Genomic DNA, 24,281 nt, shown 5'->3' with positions numbered 1-24,281 from the left:
GCGCACGTTAAACTGTCCTTTTGTCCTCCTGACTGCCAGGTGCAGCGGGAGGATATTCACATCATGGAATAGGAGTGAATGAGATGAATGACATGCAGTTATATGATTTAACAAATGCGCAGAAGCGTATATGGTATACCGAATTACTCTACCCAGATACGTCAGTGTCACAGCTTTCCGGTACAGCTAAGATGAAGGGGCATATCCATATCGCTGCCTTCATGCAGTCCATTAATTTGATTATCAAACAGTATGATGCGTTCCGCATTCGTATTACCTCAGTGGATGGAGTGCCTCAGCAGTACGTCGTTCCTTATGAAGAGAGACAGTTGGAGTGCCTGGATCTTACCCACTATGAAAGTGTATCTGAGGTGGAAGCCTTACTTGAGCAACACAAAAACAAACCCTTGCCCCTGCTGGATTCTGAGCTCTTCCAGTTTTTAATTGTGAAGATTAGCGAGGAAGAGTATTGGATTAATATCAAGATGCACCATATTATTTCTGACGGAATATCAATGGTGGTCTATGGCAATCAGCTGACAGCGTTTTACATGGAGATCATTCAAGGAAATGAACCGAAGCTGGGCGACGATTGCTCGTATATTCAATATATTGCAGATGAGAATGCATACGAACTTTCTGACAGATACCAAAAGGATAAGGCATACTGGATGGATAAATTTTCTGATTTGCCTGAGCTTACGGGTTGGAAGTCATATAATCCGTTATCTTTAAGCACCCACGCTGTTCGGGAGCATTTTACCGTACCAGAGGTGCTATATCACGGGCTACAGGCATTTTGCCAACAGAACAGGATTTCTCTGTTCCAGTTCTTCATGGGTGCGATGTATATCTACATACACAAAATGACGAATCAGCCGGATGTAGTGATTGGAACTTCGTTCGCTAACCGGGGGAACAAAAAAGAGAAGCAGAAGATAGGTATGTTCGTCAGCACGGCTGCTGCCAGAACATACGTCGAAAAGGATATGGATGTGTTGAGTTTCCTGCAGGATGTAGCCAGAGATCAGATGTCAGTCCTGCGGCATCAGAAGTATCCATATAATCAGTTAATTCAGGATCTTAGAGAAATGCATGGTAACAAGGATATTCAGCGACTTTTTGGCGTTTCAATGGAATATCGTCTTATCAATTGGGTTGATTTGGATGATGTGCGTATTTTGACGGATTATGATTTCTGCGGGGACGAAGTGAACGATTTCGTGCTTCATATCGTGGAGATCCTGGATGAAGGCGAACTGGTACTGGATGTCGATTATCGGACGGAGCTGTTTGAACGCAGTGAAGTTAAGGACATGGTTTCCCAGTTGCTTACAATCACCGAGCAGATCATTCATTCGCCTCAGCTTTCTATCGCAGAGGTAAACTTATTGGGCGAACCAGAAGAGCAATCCATTTTGGCTCTTTCGGAAGGCGCTGCAGTCGATTATCCACGTGAGAAGACCATCCATGGCTTATTCGAAGAACAAGCCGAGCGCACCCCAGATCACGTAGCCGTTCAGATGGACGAGCAGAGCATTACATACCTAGCTCTAAACGAGCAGGCTAACCAGCTTGCGAGATATTTGCGCTCCGAGGGAGTAGGGGCAGATACGCTCGTAGGGATTATGGCTGACCGTTCCTTGGAGATGATCATCGGCATGTTGGCCATTTTGAAAGCAGGCGGTGCCTATGTACCGATTGATCCCGATTATCCCGAAGAACGTATCCATTATATGTTGGAGGATTCAGGTGTCCGTCTGTTGCTCACCCAAAGCCATCTATGGGAGAGCACCGCTTTTGACGGAAAGCTTGTGAGTTTGGACGAGGCTGCAACGTATACAGGAGATGCTTCCAATCTAGAGAGTATTTCGGGACCAAGCCATCTGGCCTATGTGATCTACACGTCGGGTACGACCGGCAAGCCGAAGGGCACGCTGATTGAGCATAAAAATGTAGTTCGACTGCTCTTTAACGATAAAAATGTATTTGATTTCAGCTCTCAGGATACGTGGACACTGTTCCATTCGTTCTGCTTCGATTTCTCCGTATGGGAGATGTACGGAGCGCTTCTTTACGGAGGGAAATTGGTGATAGTTCCATCTCTCACAGCCAAGAGCCCAGCGGCTTTCCTGGAGTTGTTGAAAGACAACCAAGTCACCATTTTAAATCAGACGCCGACGTATTTTTATCAGGTGCTACAGGAAGAGTTAACGCACTCTTCGACAGAGCTTGGCCTTAGAAAAATCATTTTTGGTGGAGAGGCCTTAAGTCCGTCTCTTCTGAGGAACTGGCGGGTCAAGTATCCTGATGTGCAGCTGATTAATATGTACGGAATTACGGAAACAACGGTCCATGTCACCTACAAGGAAATCACGGAACATGAGATTGAAGCGGGGAAAAGCAATATTGGCAGAACGATCCCCACACTTAGCGCTTACATTCTCGATGAGCAAAGACGCCTGCAGCCTGTTGGGGTTCCGGGAGAGCTATACATTGCGGGGGACGGTCTTGCCCGTGGGTATTTGAATCGGCCGGATTTGACGTCTGAGAAATTCGTAGAACATCCGTATCGGGCGGGAGAGCGGCTGTACCGAACTGGGGATCTTGCTCGTTGGTTGCCTGATGGCAATATTGAATATTTGGGGCGGATCGACCATCAGGTCAAAATTCGCGGCTACCGAATTGAGCTTGGCGAGGTAGAAGCCCAAATTCTCAAGGCTCCGAACGTACGGGAAACGATTGTCCTCGCACGGGACGACGAACAGGGCCAAAAATTGCTGTGCGCCTACTATGTAGCTTCCAGTGATCTTTTGCCAGGGGAATTGAGGTCTCAGCTGGCAGCGGAACTCCCAGCTTACATGATTCCTTCTTATTTTGTCCGGCTGGAGCAAATGCCGCTTACGCCAAATGGCAAACTGGATCGCCGCGCGTTGCCGGCTCCTGAAGGCAGCGTACAATCCGGCGAGGCATATTTGGCTCCGAGAACTGCTGTGGAAGCTCAGATGGTACTCATCTGGCAAGATATCTTGGGAGTTGCCCGCGTCGGTGTCAGAGATAATTTCTTTGAAATTGGGGGTCACTCTTTGCGGGCAACAGTGCTCGTTTCACGGATTCACAAAGAATTGGGATGTAGCATTTCGCTGCGTGAGGTGTTTCAGTCACCTACGGTCGAATCCTTGGCGCAACTTGTGAAAAAACACATACCGACCATGTACGAATCCATCCCACAGGCAGCGGAAAGCGAAGCTTACCCAGTGTCCTCAGCGCAAAAGCGGTTATACGTGCTGAGACAGATGGATGGAGGAGAGCTCAGCTACAATATGCCAGGGGCCTTCATAGTGGATGGACCGTTGGATCGTACTCGGCTGGAGTCCGCGTTCCAGGCACTGATCCAGCGCCATGAATCCCTGAGAACCGGCTTTTATATGCAGGATGGAGAGCTTGTTCAGCGTGTGCATAGGAATGTGCCGTTCGCGTTGAACTACACAGAGGCTTCGGTGGTTGAGGCGGATACGCTCATTCACAGCTTTATTCGTGCCTTTGATCTGAGCCAGGCTCCATTACTGCGTGTTAGCTTGGTGAAGCTCGAGGAGGAGCGTCATCTGTTGCTGTTTGATATGCATCACATCATTTCAGATGGGGTTTCTATTCAAATATTGATAGAGGAACTTACTCATTTGTATCAAGGAGAACAGCTACCAGAGCTGCACATCCAGTACAAGGATTATGCCGTATGGCAACGGGAACAGTCAGAGAACCAATGGCAAGATCTTGAAAAATATTGGCTGCAAACCTTTGAAGGGGATTTGCCGGTATTGGATTTGCCTACAGACTTCCAACGACCTTCGGTTCGGAGCTTCGAGGGTAGCCGAATTGATTTTACATTGGATGAGTCTGGAAATAAGGCGATACAAGAGCTTGCATCCCGTACAGGTACTACACTGTATATGGTATTGCTGGCCGCTTATTCGGTACTACTGCACAAATATACAGGACAGGAGGACATCGTCGTAGGTTCTCCAGTGGCCGGAAGACCGCAGGCTGAGCTTGAGGGCATCATCGGAATGTTTGTCAACACACTGGCTTTGCGCAGCTACCCGGCGGGAGATAAGACCTTTCAGGATTATCTTCTGGAAATCAAGGAAACGGCGCTCAAGGCGTTTGAGCATCAGGATTACCCTTTTGAAAAATTGGTCGAAAAGCTGGGCGTAGGACGTGATGTCAGCCGCAATCCACTCTTTGATACCCTGTTGGTATTACAAAATACCGAGCAGGAAGAGCAGGATATGGACGGAATGCGCTTTACTCCTTACTTGATGGACACCGTCACAGCCAAATTTGACCTGTCCCTCAATATAGAGGAGAAGGGGTCAAAATTAGCCTTTGGCCTCGAGTATAGTACGGCTTTATATCGGCGTGAAAGTGTAGAGCGACTTGCAACGCACTTGCTCCGGGTTCTGCACGCAGTCGCGGCCAATCCTCAGTTGCAACTGGCCGAGATTGAAATGATCACACCGGAGGAGAAGGTACAGATCGTTGAAGTATTTAACGCGACATCGGCTCCTTATCCAAGGGACAAGACTATTCATGAGCTGTTCGCAGAGCAAGTAAAGCGTACACCGGAGCAGACGGCGCTTGTATTCGGCAACGTCCAGCTAACGTATCTTGAATTGGAAGACAAGGCGAGCAGACTGGCCCAAACACTGCGTCGCTTGGGAACGTTGAGGGAGCAGCCTGTGGCCGTGATGGGCGGACGAAGCATCGAGATGGTCATTGGTATGCTCGCCGTGCTTCAGGCAGGTGGAGCCTATGTACCGATTGATCCTGATTACCCGGAAGATCGGGTTCGTTATATGCTTGATGATTCCAACGCCAAGCTATTATTGGTGCAAAAGGGCGAGCTTATAAGTGTAGACTACGGTATACCGATTGTCGATCTTAGCAGTGAAGAAGCCTATGCAGCTGAACCTGCCCAGCCAGAGACTGCTCAGGGATCGCAGGGGCTTGCCTATGTCATCTATACATCGGGTACGACGGGTAGACCGAAGGGCGTTATGGTTGAACACCGAAACGTGGTCCGTCTGGTCAAAGAGACCAACTATGTGGAGCTGAATGAATCCACACGAATTTTGCAAACAGGAGCCGTGGCCTTTGATGCTTCTACATTCGAGATATGGGGGGCGTTGCTTAACGGTGGACAGCTTTATTTCGTAGAGAATGACGACATTCTGATTGCTGATAGGCTCAAAGCGGCTATTGCCAAGTATGGGATTACGACATTGTGGCTTACTTCGCCGCTTTTCAATCAGCTTTCCCTGCAGGATGAGTACCTGTTTAGAGGGCTAAAAACATTGTTAGTCGGCGGTGACGTACTGTCCCTATCTCATATGAACCGTGTAATCGAGGCTAATCCTGATCTTGTCCCTATCAATTGCTATGGTCCGACAGAGAATACGACCTTCTCCACCACCTACAAGATTCCGGGTCGTGCCGAAGGGGTCGTGCCGATTGGTCGCCCAATTAGTAATTCGACCGCTTATGTGGTCAATGGATCGCTTCAATTACAGCCCATTGGTGCTTGGGGTGAACTAATTGTCGGTGGTGAAGGTGTAGCGCGCGGATATCTCAATCGTCCTGATCTCACAGCAGAAAAATTTGTCCCTAGTCCTGTCAAGGACGGAGAATCATGCTACCGAACTGGCGATTTGGTACGCTGGCTTCCAGATGGGAATTTGGAGTTTAAAGGAAGAATTGATGAGCAGGTCAAAATACGCGGTTACCGCATCGAACTCCCTGAAATCGAGGCCCAACTGGCCAAGGTGGAGTCAGTAATCGACGCCGTAGTGGTCGTTCGCGCGGATGAGCTTGGAGAGAAGCAGCTTTGCGCTTATTATGTGGCGGATCGTACGCTCACGGCAGGCGAAGTACGTCTTTCCCTATCGCAGGTACTTCCGGGCTATATGATTCCATCCTACTTTATCCAGATGGATCGTATGCCATTAACGTCAAATGGAAAAGTGGACCGCAGGTCTCTGCCGGCCCCTCAAGTAGGCGCACATACAGGACGGAAGTATACAGCTCCTCGTACACCGGCTGAAGAAGCTTTGGCATCTGTCTGGCAAGGGGTACTGGGTGCCGAACAAGTGGGTATCCATGACAATTTCTTTGAATTGGGCGGAGACTCCATCAAGGCCATTCAGGTGTCGTCACGGTTACTGCAGGCCGGCTATCGGTTAGAGATGAAGCAGCTGTTCAAATCGCCAACCATTGCCGAGCTAGGCGCAGAAATACAAACAGCTGTGCATATGGCTGAACAGGGAGTTGTGCGTGGAGCGACTCGCTTGACTCCAGTCCAACAGTGGTTCTTTGGACGGAAGCAGGCAGAGCCTCATCACTTCAATCAAGCGGTTATGCTATATCGTGAACAGGGGTTTGAGGAAAAGGCCTTGCATCAGGTGCTGAGAAAACTCGCTGAGCATCATGACGCCCTTCGCATGGTTTTTCGTCAGACAGAGCATGGCTACGAAGCTTGGAATCGTGATCTTGAAGAAGGAGAGCTTTATAGCCTGTTCACCGCTGATTTACGGAATGAATCCGATCCGGTTGCAACCATTACAACGCTGTCGGATGACATTCAGCGCAGTATCCATCTGGCAGAAGGTCCTCTGCTGAAGCTAGGGCTTTTTCATTGTCAGGATGGAGACCATCTCCTGATCGTGATCCACCATTTGGTGGTAGACGGTGTATCCTGGCGGATTTTGTTTGAGGATATCGCAGCGGGTTATGAACAGGTGACTCAAGGACAAGCGTTGACATTCCCGCAGAAGACGGATTCCTTCCGTGATTGGGGAGACGCCCTTGCCCGTTATTCGGAAGGTCCTGAAATCGAGATTCATCGGGCGTATTGGAGAGGGCTGGAGGATCAGTCACTCGAACAGTTGCCGAAGGATATTGCTGTGGAAAGCCTTTTATTGCGGGATAGCGAAGTGGTAACAGCACAATGGACTGTAGAAGAAACCGATCAATTGTTGAGAAAAGCCCATCGTGCTTATCAAACAGAGACGAATGATCTGCTATTGACGGCTCTTGGCATGGCGGTATCCAAGTGGTCTGGCATTGGGAAGATTGCTGTGAATCTGGAAGGGCACGGTCGTGAGCCGATTATACCGAATATCGACATCACCCGTACCGTCGGCTGGTTTACAAGTCAATATCCAGTGATTTTAGACTTGGGAGATGACCCGGAAGTGGCAGCCTTGATCAAGTCTGTGAAAGAGGGGCTACGCCGAATTCCGAACAAAGGTATTGGCTACGGGTTGCTCAAAACGATGGCAAGTCAGTTGGATGAAGACAGCTCCAGCTTGCAGCCTGAGATTTCTTTTAACTATCTGGGGCAATTTGATCAGGATTTGCAAGGAAGCTCGTTACAGATTTCGCCTTATCCGACCGGAAGCGCCCAAAGCTTGTTAGAGGAACCAGCCTATACGCTAGATATCAATGGCATGGTGACGGATGGGGCCCTTTCTCTGACGATTACTTATAACGGAAAACAGTATAAGTCATCTACGATGGAACAACTCACTGGATATATTGAAGAAAGCCTGCGAGAACTCCTACTGCATTGTGTAACCCAAGAAAAAACCGTATTGACACCAAGCGACGTGCTTGCGAAGGGTCTAAGCATTGCCGATCTGGAGGAGCTTTCTAAGCAGACCAGCCACATAGGCGATATTGAGAATGTATATAGTCTGACACCGATGCAGAAGGGCATGCTGTTCCATGATATGTTTGAGCCGCATACAGGTGCTTATTTTGAGCAGGCTGCCTTTGACTTTAAGGGTAGCTTTGATCCGGCTGCCTTTGGACACAGTCTCGATGCCTTAGTGGAGCGTCATGCCATCCTGCGCACGAACTTTTATAGCGGATGGGGCAACGAGCCATTACAGGTTGTTTTTCGGCACAGAGGGGCCAAACTGGTGTACGAAGACGTACGGGAGATGGACGCAACGCAGCGCGAAGCTTATTTGAAGACATTTGCTGCGAAGGATAAGGAACAGGGCTTCAACCTGGCTGAAGACGAGCTTCTCCGTGTATCAATTTTACAAACAGATGAAGAGAGCTTCCGCCTCTTATGGAGCTTTCACCACATCGTCATGGATGGCTGGTGTGTTCCGTTAATTACGCAGGAGGTATTTGAACACTATTTTGCCCTCCTGGAAGGAAGAGAGCCGCAGCTGGCAGAGGTTCAGCCGTACAGTCGATATATCGAATGGCTGGAACAGCAGGATGAAGCAGTTGCGTCCAACTATTGGAGCCGATATCTGGCCGGTTACGAGCAGCAGACGCTGTTACCTCAAGTCGGTGGAGCAAGTAAGGGAGAAGGCTATGTAGCAGAAAAGCTGAATTATCCTCTCAGCAGGGAACTGACTGAGCGCCTTGAAAAGGTGGCCAGGGATGCTCATGTCACGATGAATATATTGCTGCAATCCATATGGGGCATTGCACTTCAACGCTATAACGGTAGCCGGGATGTCGTGTACGGAAGTGTAGTATCAGGCAGACCAGCAGAAATTCCGGGCATTGATCGGATGATTGGTTTGTTCATTAATACGATTCCCGTTCGTGTGAAGACGGAGGAGAATCTCCCCTTCTCCGTTCTGATGAAGCGGCAGCAGGAACAATATATGGCTTCTCATATGTATGACACCTACCCGTTGTTTGAGATTCAGGCTCAGACCGATCAGAAACAGGATTTAATCTCACATATTATGGTGTTTGAAAACTATCCCGTTGAGGACGAGGTAGAGCGTCTGGGTGGTGGCGAGGCTGACTTTGAGATTGAGGACGCCGAGCTTTTGGAGCAAACGAATTACGATTTTAATTTAATTATCCTCCCTGGCGAAGAGATGAGATTGCTTTTCCAGTACAATACACTTGTTTATGATCAAGTGACGATTGAGCAAATCAAGGGACATCTGGTTCACCTCATGGAACAAATTGTAGAGAACCCCGCTATTTCCGTGGATGCTCTAGAATTAGTCACGCCGCAGGAGAGAGAACAGATTCTGAACGTATGGGGAAATACGAAGGGCATTTACGAGCACTGTAACACGTTCCACGGGCTGTTGGAGGAACAGGCGGGACGAACGCCGGATGCGACTGCCATTTGGTTCGAGGACGAGATGCTGACCTATGCCGAGCTCAATGCAAAAGCCAATGGATTGGCGAGAAGGCTCCGTACTCAGGGAATCAAGACGGGAGATCTGGTGGGACTGATTGCTGAACGGTCGCTCGAAATGATCGTTGGAATCTACGGCATTATGAAAGCCGGGGGTGCCTATGTTCCAATCGATCCAGAGTATCCGAAAGAACGAGTCAGTTACATGCTTGAAGATTCCGGGACGAAGCTGATCCTTACACAGGCCCGTCTCTTGGAGCATCTCGGATGGACGGAAAATGTTTTGCTGCTGGATGAACCATCGACCTATGATGATGACACCTCGAATTTGGAGGATACTGCTGGCCCAGATGATCTGGCTTACGTGATCTACACTTCTGGTACGACGGGTCAGCCTAAGGGCGTATTAGTCGAGCATCGGGGACTATCAAATCTTTCGGACGTATATGGGGCACACTTCGAAGTTACACCGCAGGATCGGATCGTCCAGTTTGCAAGCCTGTCGTTCGATGCATCGGTTTCGGAAATTTTAACGGCGCTGAGCCAAGGGGCTGCTCTGTGCATCCCTTCTGCACAAGACATTTTAGATTATGCCTGGTTTGAGCAGTTCATAAACGACAAGGGGATTACGATAGCGACTCTGCCACCAGCGTACGCTATCCACCTTGAGCCGGAGCGCCTGTCGGCACTGCGATGCCTGCTTACTGCAGGATCGGCCACATCTGTCGAGTTAATTGAAAAGTGGAGAAAGCATGTACAATACTTCAATGGCTATGGCCCAACGGAGGACTCCATCTGCACCACAATCTGGTCCGTTCCGGACAGTGAGGAAGCACTGGAAGCTGTATCTATAGGCCGACCTATTGCTAACCATAGCGTGTACATCTTGGATGACCATTTTAGATTGCAGCCTGTCGGCGTAGCTGGAGAGCTATGCATTTCGGGTATCGGGTTAGCACGGGGGTATCATAACCAGCCTGAGTTAATGGATGAGAAGTTTGTGGACAATCCGTTTGCTCCAGGAGAGCGTATGTATCGGACGGGTGACCTGGTTCGCTGGTTACCGAATGGAACCATCGAGTACTTAGGTCGAATAGATCACCAAGTCAAAATTCGCGGCTATCGGATCGAGCTGGGCGAGGTAGAAGCACAAATGCTCAGAGTGCCGTCCGTTCAGGAAGTCGTGGCCATGGCTGTAGAGGGCGATGACGGCTATAAAGATCTATTCGCTTACTTCGTAGCCGCTCAGAAACTTGAGGTATCCGAGCTCCGGGCAGTTCTGTCGGAGATGGTACCCGGATATATGATCCCTTCCCGCTTTATGCAACTGGAGGACATGCCTCTGACGTCGAACGGAAAAATCGATCGAAAAGCGCTGCAGGGCGAGCGTGGATGGGCAGCGGCTTCATCGGAGGCTCCAAGGACACCTGTGGAAATCCAATTAGCCGGAGTCTGGCAAGAGGTGCTGGGTGTAGAGAGCGCGGGATTGAAGGATAATTTCTTCCATTTTGGAGGTCATTCACTGCGTGCAGCCCTGCTAGTCTCACGAATTCGCAAGGAAATGAATCGCGAGATTAGTCTGAGAGAAGTGTTCGAGTCTCCTACTATTGAAGGATTGGCTCATGCCATTGAGGGTTATACACCGCTGAATTTCGAAGAAATTCCTACAGCGGGAGCGAGAGAGCATTACCCATTGTCCTCGGCTCAAAAACGACTGTTTATTCTAAGTCAGCTGGAAGGTGGAGAGCTGAGCTACAATATGCCGGGTATCCTTACGGTTGAGGGAGCTTTGGATCGGGAACGGCTGGAGCAGGCATTCCGTCGTCTGATTCGTCGCCACGGTTCACTGCGTACCCGTTTTGTGACCGTTAACGGTGAACCTGTACAGCAAATCCTGCTGGATGTTCCGTTTACTGTGGAATATGCGGAGTTGAGCGAGGAAGAGGCAGGAGCTACCCTTCAGCAGTTTGTCCGTCCTTTCGATCTAGGTGTAGCTCCATTGCTGCGGGTCGGCCTCATTCGAATTGCACATGAGCGCCATTTACTATTGTTTGATATGCATCATATTGTCTCAGATGGGGTTTCTATGAATATTCTCATAGAAGAGTTTCTCCGCTTCTACCAAGAGGAGGACGTATTTCCTGCGCTACAGATCCAGTACACAGACTATGCTGTATGGCAACAAGAGCAGCTCGGAAGCGAGCGTCTTAAGGCCCAGGAGGCTTACTGGCTGGATGCTTTCCGGGGAAGCTTGCCAGTGCTGGATTTGCCGGGAGATGAAGTTCGTCCTGCGGTGCGAAGCTTTGCGGGCGATCGGATCGATTTCCAGATTGATTCTTCTCTGAGTGCTTCACTCCAGGAGCTGGCTACCCGAACGGGTTCCACTCTGTTTATGGTGTTGCTGGCAGCCTATACGGCGCTCCTGCACAAGTACACGGGTCAGGAAGATGTCATTGTCGGTTCACCTGTAGCAGGAAGATCCCATGCGACACTTGAAGGCCTCATCGGTATGTTCGTCGGCACAGTGGCACTGCGCACTTATCCGGAAGGAGAGAAGCCTTTCGAGACTTATTTGCAGGAAGTGAAGGAAACAGCGCTGCGGGCCTATGAAAACCAGGATTACCCGTTCGAGGAGCTGGTAGAAAAGCTGGAGCTTCAGCGTGACCTGAGCCGTAACCCGCTATTTGATACCATGTTTGTCCTGCAAAATATCGAGCAGGGAGAACAAGAAATAGAGGGATTGCGTTTCACTCCTTACGATAATGTACATCCGGCTGCCAAGTTCGACCTCACGCTGACCGTGAGTGAAGCAGACGGGGCATTGAACTGCACGCTTGAGTACGCGACTGCGATCTACAAGCAAGAGACTGCTGAGCGGATGGCAGGCCACTTTGTACAGCTTATTCGGAAAGCCATCGCCAATCCGGCACTGCCGTTGTCATCCCTTGATATCGTGACACCTCAGGAAAAATCAAAGCTGATGAAAGCGCCGGACGAAGCCAAGGCAGATTATCCTCGTGACAAGACGATCCATGCGCTGTTCGAGGAACAGGCTGCACGTACTCCGAATGCAGTGGCAGTCGTATGTGAAGATGCAGCCTTGTCCTACAGCGAGCTGAACGAGCGGGCCAATGGGCTTGCCAGAACGCTGAGGGAACGTGGTCTGCAACCAGACGGTTTGGCTGGAATCATGGCGGATCGTTCCCTTGAAATGGTGGTCGGAATTTTAGCCATCTTGAAGGCAGGCGGGGCCTATGTCCCTGTGGACCCTGAATATCCAGAGGACCGCATTCGCTTTATGCTTGAGGATTCGGGAGCCAAGCTACTGCTGACACAAGCGCATCTGGAGCAACGTGTCTCCTTCTCCGGGGACATCGTAAGACTGGACGAAGTGGCTTCCTACAAGAAGGATGTCTCAAACCTGAAGCCTGAAGCTGGACCGGAGCATCTTGCCTACGTCATCTACACATCGGGTACAACAGGCAAGCCAAAGGGAACGCTGATTGAGCATAAAAATGTAGTTCGCTTGCTCTTCAATGATAAAAATATGTTTGATTTTGGTCCTCAGGATACGTGGACACTGTTCCATTCATTCTGTTTTGACTTCTCTGTATGGGAAATGTACGGGGCATTGCTGAACGGAGGACGGTTGGTCATCGTTCCATCGCTTACTGCGAAGAGTCCGGATTGTTTCTTGCAATTGCTTAAAGATCAGAAGGTCACCGTCTTGAACCAGACGCCGACATACTTCTACCAGCTGCTACAGGAAGAGCTTGGTCATCAGGCGGCAGAACTGAGCCTCCGCATGATTATCTTCGGTGGAGAGGCATTAGCCCCGGCCCTGCTCAAGGACTGGAGAACGAAGTATCCGCAAGTGCAACTCATCAACATGTACGGCATTACCGAAACGACCGTGCATGTAACATATAAGGAAATTACAGAGCTGGAAATTGAACAGGGTCGCAGTAATATCGGCACCACGATTCCGACGCTGCGAGCGTACATTTTGGATGAACAACGCCGTCCACAGCCGATTGGCATTCCGGGTGAACTCTATGTGGCGGGCGTAGGCCTGGCGCGAGGCTATCTGAACCGACCGGAATTGACGGAAGAGAAGTTTGTCGCTCATCCGTTTGAAGCAGGCGAGCGTATGTACCGCTCGGGTGACCTGGCGCGTTGGCTGCCTGATGGCAGCCTGGAGTATTTGGGACGGATTGACCATCAGGTAAAAATCCGTGGTTACCGTATCGAGCTGGGCGAAGTGGAAGCGAAGTTGCTCCATGCTCCGTCTGTAAGGGAGGCCGTTGTGCTCGCCCGGGAGGATGGAAGTGGACAAAAAGTGCTTGTCGGCTATTTCACTGCCGATCAGATGCTGACGGTAGGCGAGTTGAGAAAAGCCTTGGCTGCCGAACTGCCGGCTTATATGATTCCATCTTACTTTATGCAATTGGAGCAGATGCCTTTGACACCCAATGGCAAGCTGGATCGCAAAGCGCTTCCGGCTCCGGAGGCCAATGTGCAGACTGGAGCGGTTTATGAACCGCCAAGGACGAAGGCTGAGGAAGCTTTGGCTTCCGTATGGCAAGGTGTGCTGGGAGCGCAGCAGGTCGGCATCCATGATCATTTCTTCGATCTGGGTGGTGACTCCATCAAGGCGATTCAAGTGTCCTCGAGATTGTTCCAAGCTGGATATAAATTAGAGATGAAGGATCTCTTTAAATATCCGACAATTGCCGAGCTAAGCCCGTATCTTCAGGCAGCCGGACGAACAGCGGAACAGGGCGAAATTAAAGGTGCAGCAGAGTTAATGCCAATTCAGCGTTGGTTCTTTGAACGTCATACAGCGGAGCCGCACCATTATAATCATGCCGTCATACTCTATCGGAAAGACGGCTTTGATGAGGCTGCACTCCGGTTGACAATGGACCAAATCGCGATCCATCATGACGCGCTGCGCATGGTTTTCCGGCTTACAGAAGCTGGATACGCAGCTTGGAACCGGGGAACGGACGAAGGCGAGCTCTACACATTGGACATTGCCGATATGAGGCAGGCGGAAGACCAGACAGCTGCGGTTCAGGCCCATGCCGATGCCATTCAGGCAAGCTTTAACTTAGAAGGTGGCCCACTGTTCAAGCTAGGTCTGTTCCATTGTGACGATGGCGATCATTTGTTGATTGTCATTCATCACCTCTTGGTTGACGGCGTATCCTGGCGCATCCTGTTTGAGGACATTGCAGCGGGGTACGAGCAGGCATTGAATGGACAAGCAATCGTCCTTCCACAAAAGACCGATTCGTATCTTGTATGGTCTGAGCAAGCGACGAAGTATGCAGCAGGGCCTGCTCTGGACAAGGAGCGTGCATACTGGCAACTGATTGAGGAGGCGTTTCTGGCCCCACTACCGAAGGATGAGAATCAGAAGCCGGGCACCATTCGGGATACTGAATCGGTTACGGTAACGTGGTCTGCGGAAGAAACGGACCTGCTGCTGCGACAAGCGAACCGGGCGTATCATACGGAGACGAATGATTTGCTCTTGACTGCTCTGGGGGCAGCAATACAGCGCTGGACAGGCATGGAGCAGATTTTGGTCAATCTTGAAGGGCATGGACGGGAAATGATTATACCGGAACTGGATATCACCCGTACCGTGGGCTGGTTCACAACCCAGTATCCGGTTCTGCTGAACCTTCAAGACGGACAGGAAGTATCAGCACGAATCAAGCGTATCAAAGAGAATTTACGCCAGATTCCGCACAAAGGAATCGGCTACGGCCTTCTGAAATATATGGCACGGGAGAAAAGTGGCGGGTTCGGCGTAGAGCCGGAGATTTCCTTCAACTATCTTGGACAGTTTGATCAGGATTTGGAGGGGAATGCCCTCAGCCTATCCACACATTCAGTCGGTAAGGCGCTCAGCGACCACACACCGCAGCAGTATGCTCTGGATGTGAATGGCATGATTGCCGAAGGCCAGCTATCACTGACGGTTACGTACAGCAGCAGGCAGTATCGCAAGGAGACGGTGAATCATTTTGCTGAATTATTACAGTCCAGCCTTAGCGAGGTCATCCGACATTGTGTGGCGCAGGAGCGTTCACAGCTTACGCCAAGTGATGTTTTGTTCCAGGGATTAACGTTGGAGCAGCTTGATCGACTTACAGCGCAGACGGCCCACATTGGAGAGATTGAAGATGTGTACAAGCTGACGCCAATGCAGAAGGGGATGCTGTTTCACAGCCTGCTGGAGCCAGACTCCTCTTCATACTTCGAGCAGGCTACGTTCGAGCTGCGAGGCAGCTTCGATGTAGATACCTTCTTCGAGAGCTTCCAGGCTTTGGTGCAACGACATGCCATACTACGTACCGGCTTTTACAACAACATCGCTGATGTACCGCTGCAAGTTGTCTTTAAGCATCGGTTAATCCCTCTGCACTACGTAGATTTGCGCGACGCATCTATGCAGGAACAAGAAGCCCGAATCAAGGCTTATATTGCTGAAGATATGGTTAAGGGGTTCAGCTTGTCAGAAGATCCGCTGATGCGAGTGACCGTCTTGCAGAAAGATCAAAGCTGTCTTGTATTGTGGAGCTTCCACCATATTGTCATGGATGGCTGGTGTATCCCGATCATTACACAGGAGCTGTTCGATTACTATTCTGCCAAGAAACAGCAATCACAGCCTGTCCTGCCGCCAGCTCAGCCCTATAGCCGTTATATCGAGTGGCTTGATGCACAGGATGATCAAGAAGCTTCAACGTATTGGAGCCAATATCTCGAGGACTATGACGGGAATACCGTATTGCCGGAAGGCAAAACGAAATCTCAAGCCAAAGAAGCGGGCTATGTTCTAAAAGAGCATGTTCTCCATCTGGGTGCATCTTTGACCGATAAAATGGATGTTGTCGCGAAGCGCAATCACGTGACCGTCAACACACTCATGCAGACAGCTTGGGGGCTGATTCTTCAACGTTATAATGCCAGCTCGGATGTCGTTTTCGGCGGCGTTGTGTCGGGTAGACCCGCTGAGATTGCAGGCATCGAAAATATGGTGGGTCTGTTCATTAATACAGTACCTATCCGTGTACAGTCATCCAAAGATGAAGCCTTTGTCGAGGTGATGAAACGTACACAGGCACAGTCATTGGCTGGTCGTGCCTACGACACCTATCCACTGTATGAGATTCAGGGGAAAACAACCCAAAAGCAGGACCTGATTTCTCATATTATGATCTTTGAAAATTATCCGCTCGACGAACAGGTGGAGCAATCGGGTAATCAAACGGAGGACAATCTCGAAGTCGCCAACTTCACCATGTTTGAACAAACCAACTATGACTTTAACCTGGTTGTGATTCCAGGAGAGGACATCAAGGTCTGCATCCGCTACAATGCTTCGGTCTACGAGCAAGAAAGCATTGCACGTATCGGAGGACACTTGTTGCAGATGCTCGATCAGGTGGCTGCTCGTCCGCAAGCGACCATACAGGAACTGGAAATTGTAACATCTGAGGAACGGATGAACCTGCTTGACTGGGGTGGCAAGGCCTATACCTATCCAAGTGATCAGGGTCTGCATACCTTGTTTGAAGAACAGGTTGTCCGTACGCCTGATAAGATTGCGGCTGTAAACGGGGACGCTCAGATCACGTATCGGGAGCTGAACGAGCAGGCGAACAGACTAGCTTTCACCTTGATAGACCAAGGACTACGGAGTGAACAAGTGGTAGGTCTGTTGGCAGATCGGTCTGTAGAGCTGCTTGTCGCTATCATGGGTGTGCTCAAAGCGGGTGGAGCCTATGTACCTATTGATCCTGAATATCCGCAGGAGCGGATTCAGTATATTCTGAAGGATTCTGGTGCTGAAATTCTGCTCACACAGAGCCACCTGACGGAGTTGGCCTCTTTTGAGGGAACGGTTATGGAATTGGATTCGCCGCATATCTACGGAACCGGGGTGGACAATCCCAATATTCCTGTTGGAGGAAACGATCTGGTCTATTTAATCTATACATCGGGTACAACAGGAAATCCAAAGGGAACCATGATTAACCACAAAGGTATCGTAAACTACATCTGGTGGGCCAATAAGGTTTATTGTGCTGGAAAACCAACGGATTTTCCGTTGTATTCATCCATTTCCTTTGATTTGACGCTAACGTCGATCTTTACTCCATTAATTAATGGAGGAGTAGTGCGGATTTACGATGGTATAGATAAAGCGGAGGTTGTTCAGCATATTTTGCGCGAAAATGCGGTGGACATTCTCAAGCTGACGCCGACTCATCTCAGCCTTATTAAAGATATGACCATCCCGGCGGAAAGTCGCATTCAGCAGCTCATTGTGGGTGGAGAGAATTTGACCACACATTTGTCGCAAACCATCACAGATCTCTTTGGCGGCAACATTAAAATCTACAATGAATACGGTCCAACCGAAACGGTCGTCGGCTGCATGATTCACCTGTACGATCCTGTGAAGGATACACGTGAATCCGTACCTATTGGATTGCCAGCAGATAACATATACATCCATATCCTGGATGAACAACTTCATCTCGTGCCATTAGGCGTGGAGGGCGAAATGTACATCGCAGGGGACGGGGTAGCCCGCGGATACCTGAACCGTCCTGAGCTTACCGCAGAAAAATTCATTAGAGACCCGTTCGCCTCGGAAGGAAATATGTATCGAACCGGGGATTTGGCCCGTCGTCTTCCTAATGGAGACATTGAGTACATTGGACGTATTGACCATCAAGTTAAAATACGGGGCTATCGTATAGAGCTTGGTGAGATTGAGGCCAAGCTGCAGGATATTCCACTTGTAGAGGAAGCTCTCGTTGTTGCGTGGGCAGATGCCCATGGACAGAAGTCTCTGTGTGCCTACTTCGTAGCTGATCGGGAGATGTCTGTCAGTGAGCTGCGGAACGAACTTTCTGGACTGCCTGCGTATATGATCCCGTCCTACTTCGTCCAACTGGACGTGATGCCTTTGACACCGAATGGCAAGCTGGACCGTAAGGCACTGCCTGAACCGAACTCGGGTGTGAAAGCGGGCGCGGCCTTTACTGCTCCGCGGACGGATGTGGAGAACATTTTGGCTTCGATCTGGCAGGGTGTGCTAGGTGTTCCGCTTGTCGGCATACATGACAATTTCTTTGAGCTTGGAGGCGACTCGATCAAATCGATTCAAGTATCATCAAGGCTTCTCCACGCAGGCTATAAACTTGAGATGAAGGATTTGTTCGGCTATCCAACCATTGCAGAGCTGGCCCAGCGCGTTAATGCAGTCAGCCGAATTGCAGATCAGAGCGAGGTACACGGAGCGGTAAGACTGGGACCTGCCCAGCGCAGATTTTTCGACGAGCAGTCGACGGACCTGCACCACTTTAATCAGTCGGTCATGTTGTATAGACGGGAAGGCTTCAATACTGATGCGCTCGCCAAGGTTGTTCGGAAAATTGCAGAACATCATGATGCACTGCGGCTGGTGTCCCGCCAAGGAGAGCGGGGATTTGAAGCCTGGAACCGCAGCTTAGGTGAGGGTGAGCTTTATAGCCTCCAGATCCACGATCTGCGGGATGAAACAGACCCGACTTCGGCAATAGAAGCAGGTGCGGAAGCCATTCAGCGCAGCATCTCTCTGGAGGATGGACCTCTCTTTATACTGGGCCTGTTCCGCTGTGCGGAAGGCGAACATCTGTTGATCGTTATTCATCATCTGGCTGTGGATGGCGTATCCTGGCGTATTCTCTTTGAGGACCTGCAGGAAGGCTACGAGCAGGCAGCACGTGGAGAAGCGGTCAAGCTTCCACAGAAGACCGATTCGTATCGTGCATGGGTTGAGGGAATCACACAATATGCCAATAGCCCGGCGGCTGAACAAGAACGCAGCTATTGGGCAGAGGTAGAAGGAGATGGCTTTGTCCCTCTTCCAAAAAACAAGGTAGAAGGCGCTCTTCTCATCAAAGACAGCGAGGCTGTCACCGTGAGATGGTCACAAGAAGAGACAGAGCAGTTCCTGAAAGAAGCGAACCGCACTTACAACACGGAAGTTAACGATCTGCTCCTGACGGCCCTCGGTATGGCTGTTCGCGAGTGGACGGGAATCGAACGTGTAGGCATCCTTCTGGAAGGGCATGGGCGGGAGCCTGTTGTGCCGGAACTGGATATCACTCGTACAATAGGCTGGTTTACAAGTCAATACCCTGTCGCTCTTGAGATGGGAGGGGAATTGGAGATCGGCGCCAGAATCAAGCACGTCAAGGAAGGCTTGCGTCGTATCCCGAACAAAGGTGTCGGATATGGTATTTTGAAATATTTAAGCGACGTTTTCGATGTCTCTCCCTTCTCGGCTGAACCGGAGATTACCTTCAACTACTTGGGGCAGTTCGACCAGGATCTTGCAGGAGGGACGATGGAGGTATCGACTTACTCAGTAGGATCTGAGGTCAGTGAGCAGATGGTGCAGCATCAGGCATTGAACATTAATGGACTGATTGCCGAAGGACAACTTCAACTTTCGGTCAGCTATAACCGTCAGCAGTTCCACGGGGAGTCCGTGGCTAAGTTTGTTGGCATCCTGAAGAACCGTCTCAGCGAAGTCATTGGACATTGCGTAAGTAAGGAAAGAACAGAACTTACACCAAGCGATGTACTCCTCAAAGATATCAGCCTGGAAAAAATCGAGGAGCTGGAAGAGCAGACACGGCATATCGGCAGCATTGAAAATATGTATAAACTAACACCGATGCAAAAAGGAATGTTGTTCCACAGCTTGCTGGAGCCTCATTCGGAAGTCTACTTTGAGCAGGCCAAATTTGAAATTCACGGAGCATTCTATCCTGAGGATTTCAAACGCAGCTTAAAATATCTGATGAAACGGCATGCCATATTGAGAACGAATTTCCATGCCGGGTGGGGCGATTTCCCTATTCAGATTGTGTTCAAAGAAAGAGCGTGTGACTTCGTATACGAGGATCTGCATGAGCTGGAAGTCGATGAAATTCAAGCGCGTCTTGCAGCTTATACTACTCAGGACAAAGCAAGAGGCTTTAATCTTGCTGAAGAAGCGTTGCTGCGTGTTGCTATTCTACGTACAGCAGAAGAGGCTTATCATCTGCTGTGGAGCTCTCATCACATCATTTTGGATGGCTGGGGTATGCCTCTTGTGCTTCAGGAAGTATTTGAAACGTATGGGGTTCTGCGTGAGCAGAGGGAGCCTGAGCTTCCCGCTGCTGCATCGTATAGCCAGTACATTCAATGGCTGGAGGAGCAAGGTGAAGAAGAGGCTTCCTCCTACTGGAGAGAGTATCTGGAAGGCTACGAGCAGCAGACGAAGCTGCCGCAGGCCATCACACAGCCATCGGCAAAAACAGATGCCTACGTGTCGGAAAAGCTTGTTTTCACGTTAGATGCAGAACTGACCGAGCGGCTGGAACAAGTGGCCAAGCAGAACCAGGTAACGATGAATACGCTGATGCAAGCAGCCTGGGGAATCGTGTTGCAACGCTACAATAGAAGCCAGGATGTCGTCTTCGGAAGTGTGGTATCGGGAAGACCTGCCGAGATTCCGGGTATCGAAAGCATGATCGGTCTCTTCATTAATACAGTTCCGGTGCGGGTTCAGGCAGAGGGAAGCGATGCGTTCTCCCATGTGATGAAAAGACAGCAGGAATTATATTTGGCAGGACATGCTTATGATTCCTATCCGCTGTATGAGATTCAAGCACAGAGCGAACAAAAGCAAGATTTGATTTCTCATATTATGGTGTTCGAAAATTACCCGGTAGAAGAGCATCTGGAAGAGAAAATTGCCAGTGAAGAGGCTGAATACAAAATTACGGATGTTCAGATGTTTGAACAGACGAATTATGATTTTAATCTTATTATACTGCCGGGCCATAATCTGGAGTTCTTGTACCGTTACAATGCCCGTGTCTATGATCGGGAGAGTGTGGAACGGATTCAAGGACACCTGATGAAAATTCTGAAAAGCGTATCTGTGCATCCTGCCATTCGTATTGATGAGCTGGAGCTGATCACGCCAGAAGAGAAATCGCAGATTATAGAGGTGTGGGGCGATACAGCAGCTCCTTATCCGCGTGAGCAGACCCTTCACGGTATATTTGAGGAAAAAGCAGCGCTCACACCGGATCGTACAGCACTTATTTACGGTGAAACAGAGCTTACCTATGGAGAACTTCATCAGCAGGCAAACCGTCTCGCCCGTACGCTACGTGCCCAAGGGGTCAGACCAGACCAACCAGTCGGCATCATGGTCGAGCGCTCGCTTGAGATGATCATTGGCATCCATGCCATTCTAAAAGCTGGCGGGGCCTACGTACCGATTGATCCGGAGTTCCCGGCAGATCGTATTCGCCACATGCTGGAGGATTCGGGAGCGAAGCTTCTGCTGACGAAGAACCATCTCAAAGATCGTTTTCCGTTCACCGGCACGATCCTGGCACTTGATGATCCGCAGGCGTATCACGCTGATAGTTCGAATCTGGAGCCAATTGCGGGACCGGAAAATCTGGCGTATATCATTTACACGTCAGGTTCAACGGGCAAGCCGAAGGGTGTAATGATTGAACACCGCTCTGCCGTCCATACGCTGAGTCAGTTGGAAGCTGAATATCCGATGTTGGCAGGCGACCGTTTCCTGCTCAAAACGACATTCACCTTTGACTTCTCCGTGCCAGAGCTGTTCTGCTGGTTCTTTGGACAGGGGACTCTCGTGATCCTGCCGCAAGGCGTGGACAAAGACCCGATGGCACTGCTAGAGGCCGTGGATACGAACCGTATCACGCATCTCAATTTGGTGCCGTCGATGCTCAGTGTGCTCGTTCAATATTTGAAAGAAAGCGGCACCCAAGGATTCCTTACTCTAAAATACCTGTTTGCCTGCGGCGAGACGCTGCCTGCCAAACTTGTAGAAGAGTATTATAAAGTATCTCCTTATGCAGCACTGGAGAATATCTATGGCCCTACCGAAGCGGCCGTATATGCGACCCGATATACAACGAGCCTTGAGACTGCGGCTCTAACACATGTACCTATCGGTAAACCATATGCTAACGTCCAAGTATGGATGATGGACAGCGCTTCTCAGGTATCACCTGTGGGGGTACCGGGAGAACTCTGCATTGCGGGCGAAGGGGTAGCGCGGGGGTATTTCAACCAGCCGGATCTGACGGCAGAGAAGTTCATTCCTCACCCGTACAAACCGGGAGCACGGATTTACCGAACGGGCGATTTGGCCCGATGGCTGCCAGACGGGAATATTGAGTATTTGGGACGGATCGATCACCAGGTAAAAATCCGGGGTTACCGCATTGAGCTGGGAGAAGTGGAAGCACAAATTTTGAAAGTGCCATCTGTGCAGGAAACGGTTGTTCTTGCACTGGCTGATTCCACTGGAAGTACTCAGCTTTGTGCATACTTTGTGGCCGAAGAAGGGCTTGCAGCGGGTGTACTACGCGAGGCACTGGCCAGTGAGCTGCCAAGCTACATGATTCCGACTGCCTTCGTACAGCTGGCACAAATGCCGCTGAATCCGAATGGCAAATTGGATCGCAAAGCGCTGCCGGCACCAGAAGCACTTCTGCGGAGCACAGCGGAGTATATCCCGCCGCGTACGCAGACAGAAGTAGAGCTAGCGCAGATCTGGTCCGAAGTACTCGGCGTGCAGGAAATTGGGGTCAAGGATCATTTCTTCGAACTTGGGGGCCATTCCCTGAAAGTATTGGGATTGATCCAAAAGATCTCAACCGGCATGGGTGTTCAGCTTCCGCTCCAACTCGTGTTTAATCTTCCGACTGTTGAGCAAATGGCCCATGAAATATCCAAGCTGCGGGCAACAGCTGCTCCTGATGAAGAAGAAATGGAAATTATCCACTTCCCAGGGAAAGGAACGCTTAAAGTGTTTTGCTTCCCTCCTCGGGTAGGCTACTCTCTGGGGTACTATGAGATGGCCAAAGAGCTGGAAGGACATTGCGAGGTGTTCGGGCTGGAATTTATTGGCGATCGTTTCCAGGGCCAAGACATGCTGGATCGATACATGGATGCCATCGTGGATATTCAAGCTGAGGGTCCATATGTCTTCCTGGGATACTCACTCGGAGGAAATCTGGCCTTCGAGGTGGCCAAAGCCATGGAAAGCCGAGGTCACCATGTCAGCGATCTTATTATGGTGGATGCTATGAGAAAGATGTCCAAGGATGAATCGACACCAGAGCAGCTTGAGGAGATTGTCGAGACGGTGCTGGACAGCATTGGGGACCAGTACAAATCATTCCTCGCCGATCCAGCTGACAGAGCGCGAGTCAAAGACAAAATGTTGATTTACTCCATCTACCGCAATGAGCTTATTAACGCAGGTGGAGTTCAGGCGAATATCCATGCCTTGGTTGCAGAGGACGATAGTATTGGTCCGGTGACATCATCAGATAAACTGCTATGGCAACAGGCAACGCTTGGTCAATACGAAGAGTATGGAGTCATCGGTACGCACGATGTGCTGCTTGATTCCGGTTATATCGGGGAAAATGCTAAAGTGCTGAGACAGATACTTGGCAAGGTCGCAGAAACCTCATCTAAAAACAAGCCCATTTTGTCCTAAGCTCAATCAAGCATAATAAGTGTTAGGCAGCAAAGGCGCCCGGATTCCTTTATATAGAAGGAACTCGGGCGTCTTTTGTTTTTTTATGCTGTCATTAACATATAAAGTCCCTAATCATCTGTGTATGCTTTAGACATGGCTGACTGAAAGTGACTGGTGTCGGTGATGAGTTCACGGATTACTTGGATGATAAGCTCCGGTTGATCATGGATAATCATATGCTCGCTCTTCTTGGCAACAATAAATTTGCTGTTTGTAGAGATGTTAAGCATCTCGCGCTGTCCAATTTGCCAACTTTGTTCGATCTGATCATTTCCACGTTTACTAATACCGAACTGAGTCAAATCTTGTTGAATGCCCCGGGCAATCACGCGTACAGGGAGGTTACCCAGATGCTGTCCCCGTATGGCATCTTCGGTAGTGCTCGCTAGATCACCCTCCTCCGCAACAGATCGGAAGTATTTAGAGGAAGCG

The 24,281-nt window shown here is 49.9% G+C and carries 2 protein-coding genes (1 of these 2 cut by a window edge); one reads left to right on the top strand and one right to left on the bottom strand.

Features of this window, described 5'->3' with window-relative positions:
- The first annotated feature begins 83 nt into the window (after nt 1-83).
- Nucleotides 84-23,807, top strand: coding sequence for a non-ribosomal peptide synthase/polyketide synthase (locus tag ACQ4MX_RS14500; protein WP_431085600.1), 23,724 nt, complete (start codon nt 84-86; stop codon nt 23,805-23,807).
- 110 nt (nt 23,808-23,917) lie between these two features.
- On the opposite strand, the gene ACQ4MX_RS14495 is transcribed toward ACQ4MX_RS14500, so the two are convergent.
- Nucleotides 23,918-24,281, bottom strand: the final stretch of a protein-coding gene (locus tag ACQ4MX_RS14495; protein WP_431085599.1) for an alpha/beta fold hydrolase. It continues 671 nt past the right edge of the window; the window shows 364 of its 1,035 coding nt (coding positions 672-1,035); the start codon falls outside the window, past its right edge; the stop codon is at nt 23,918-23,920.

Origin of the sequence: Paenibacillus sp. 8b26 (genome assembly GCF_050626875.1) — a bacterium.
GTDB lineage: Bacteria > Bacillota > Bacilli > Paenibacillales > Paenibacillaceae > Paenibacillus.
Note: the sequence above shows the minus strand (reverse complement) of the source record. Positions and strands in the feature narration are given on the sequence as shown.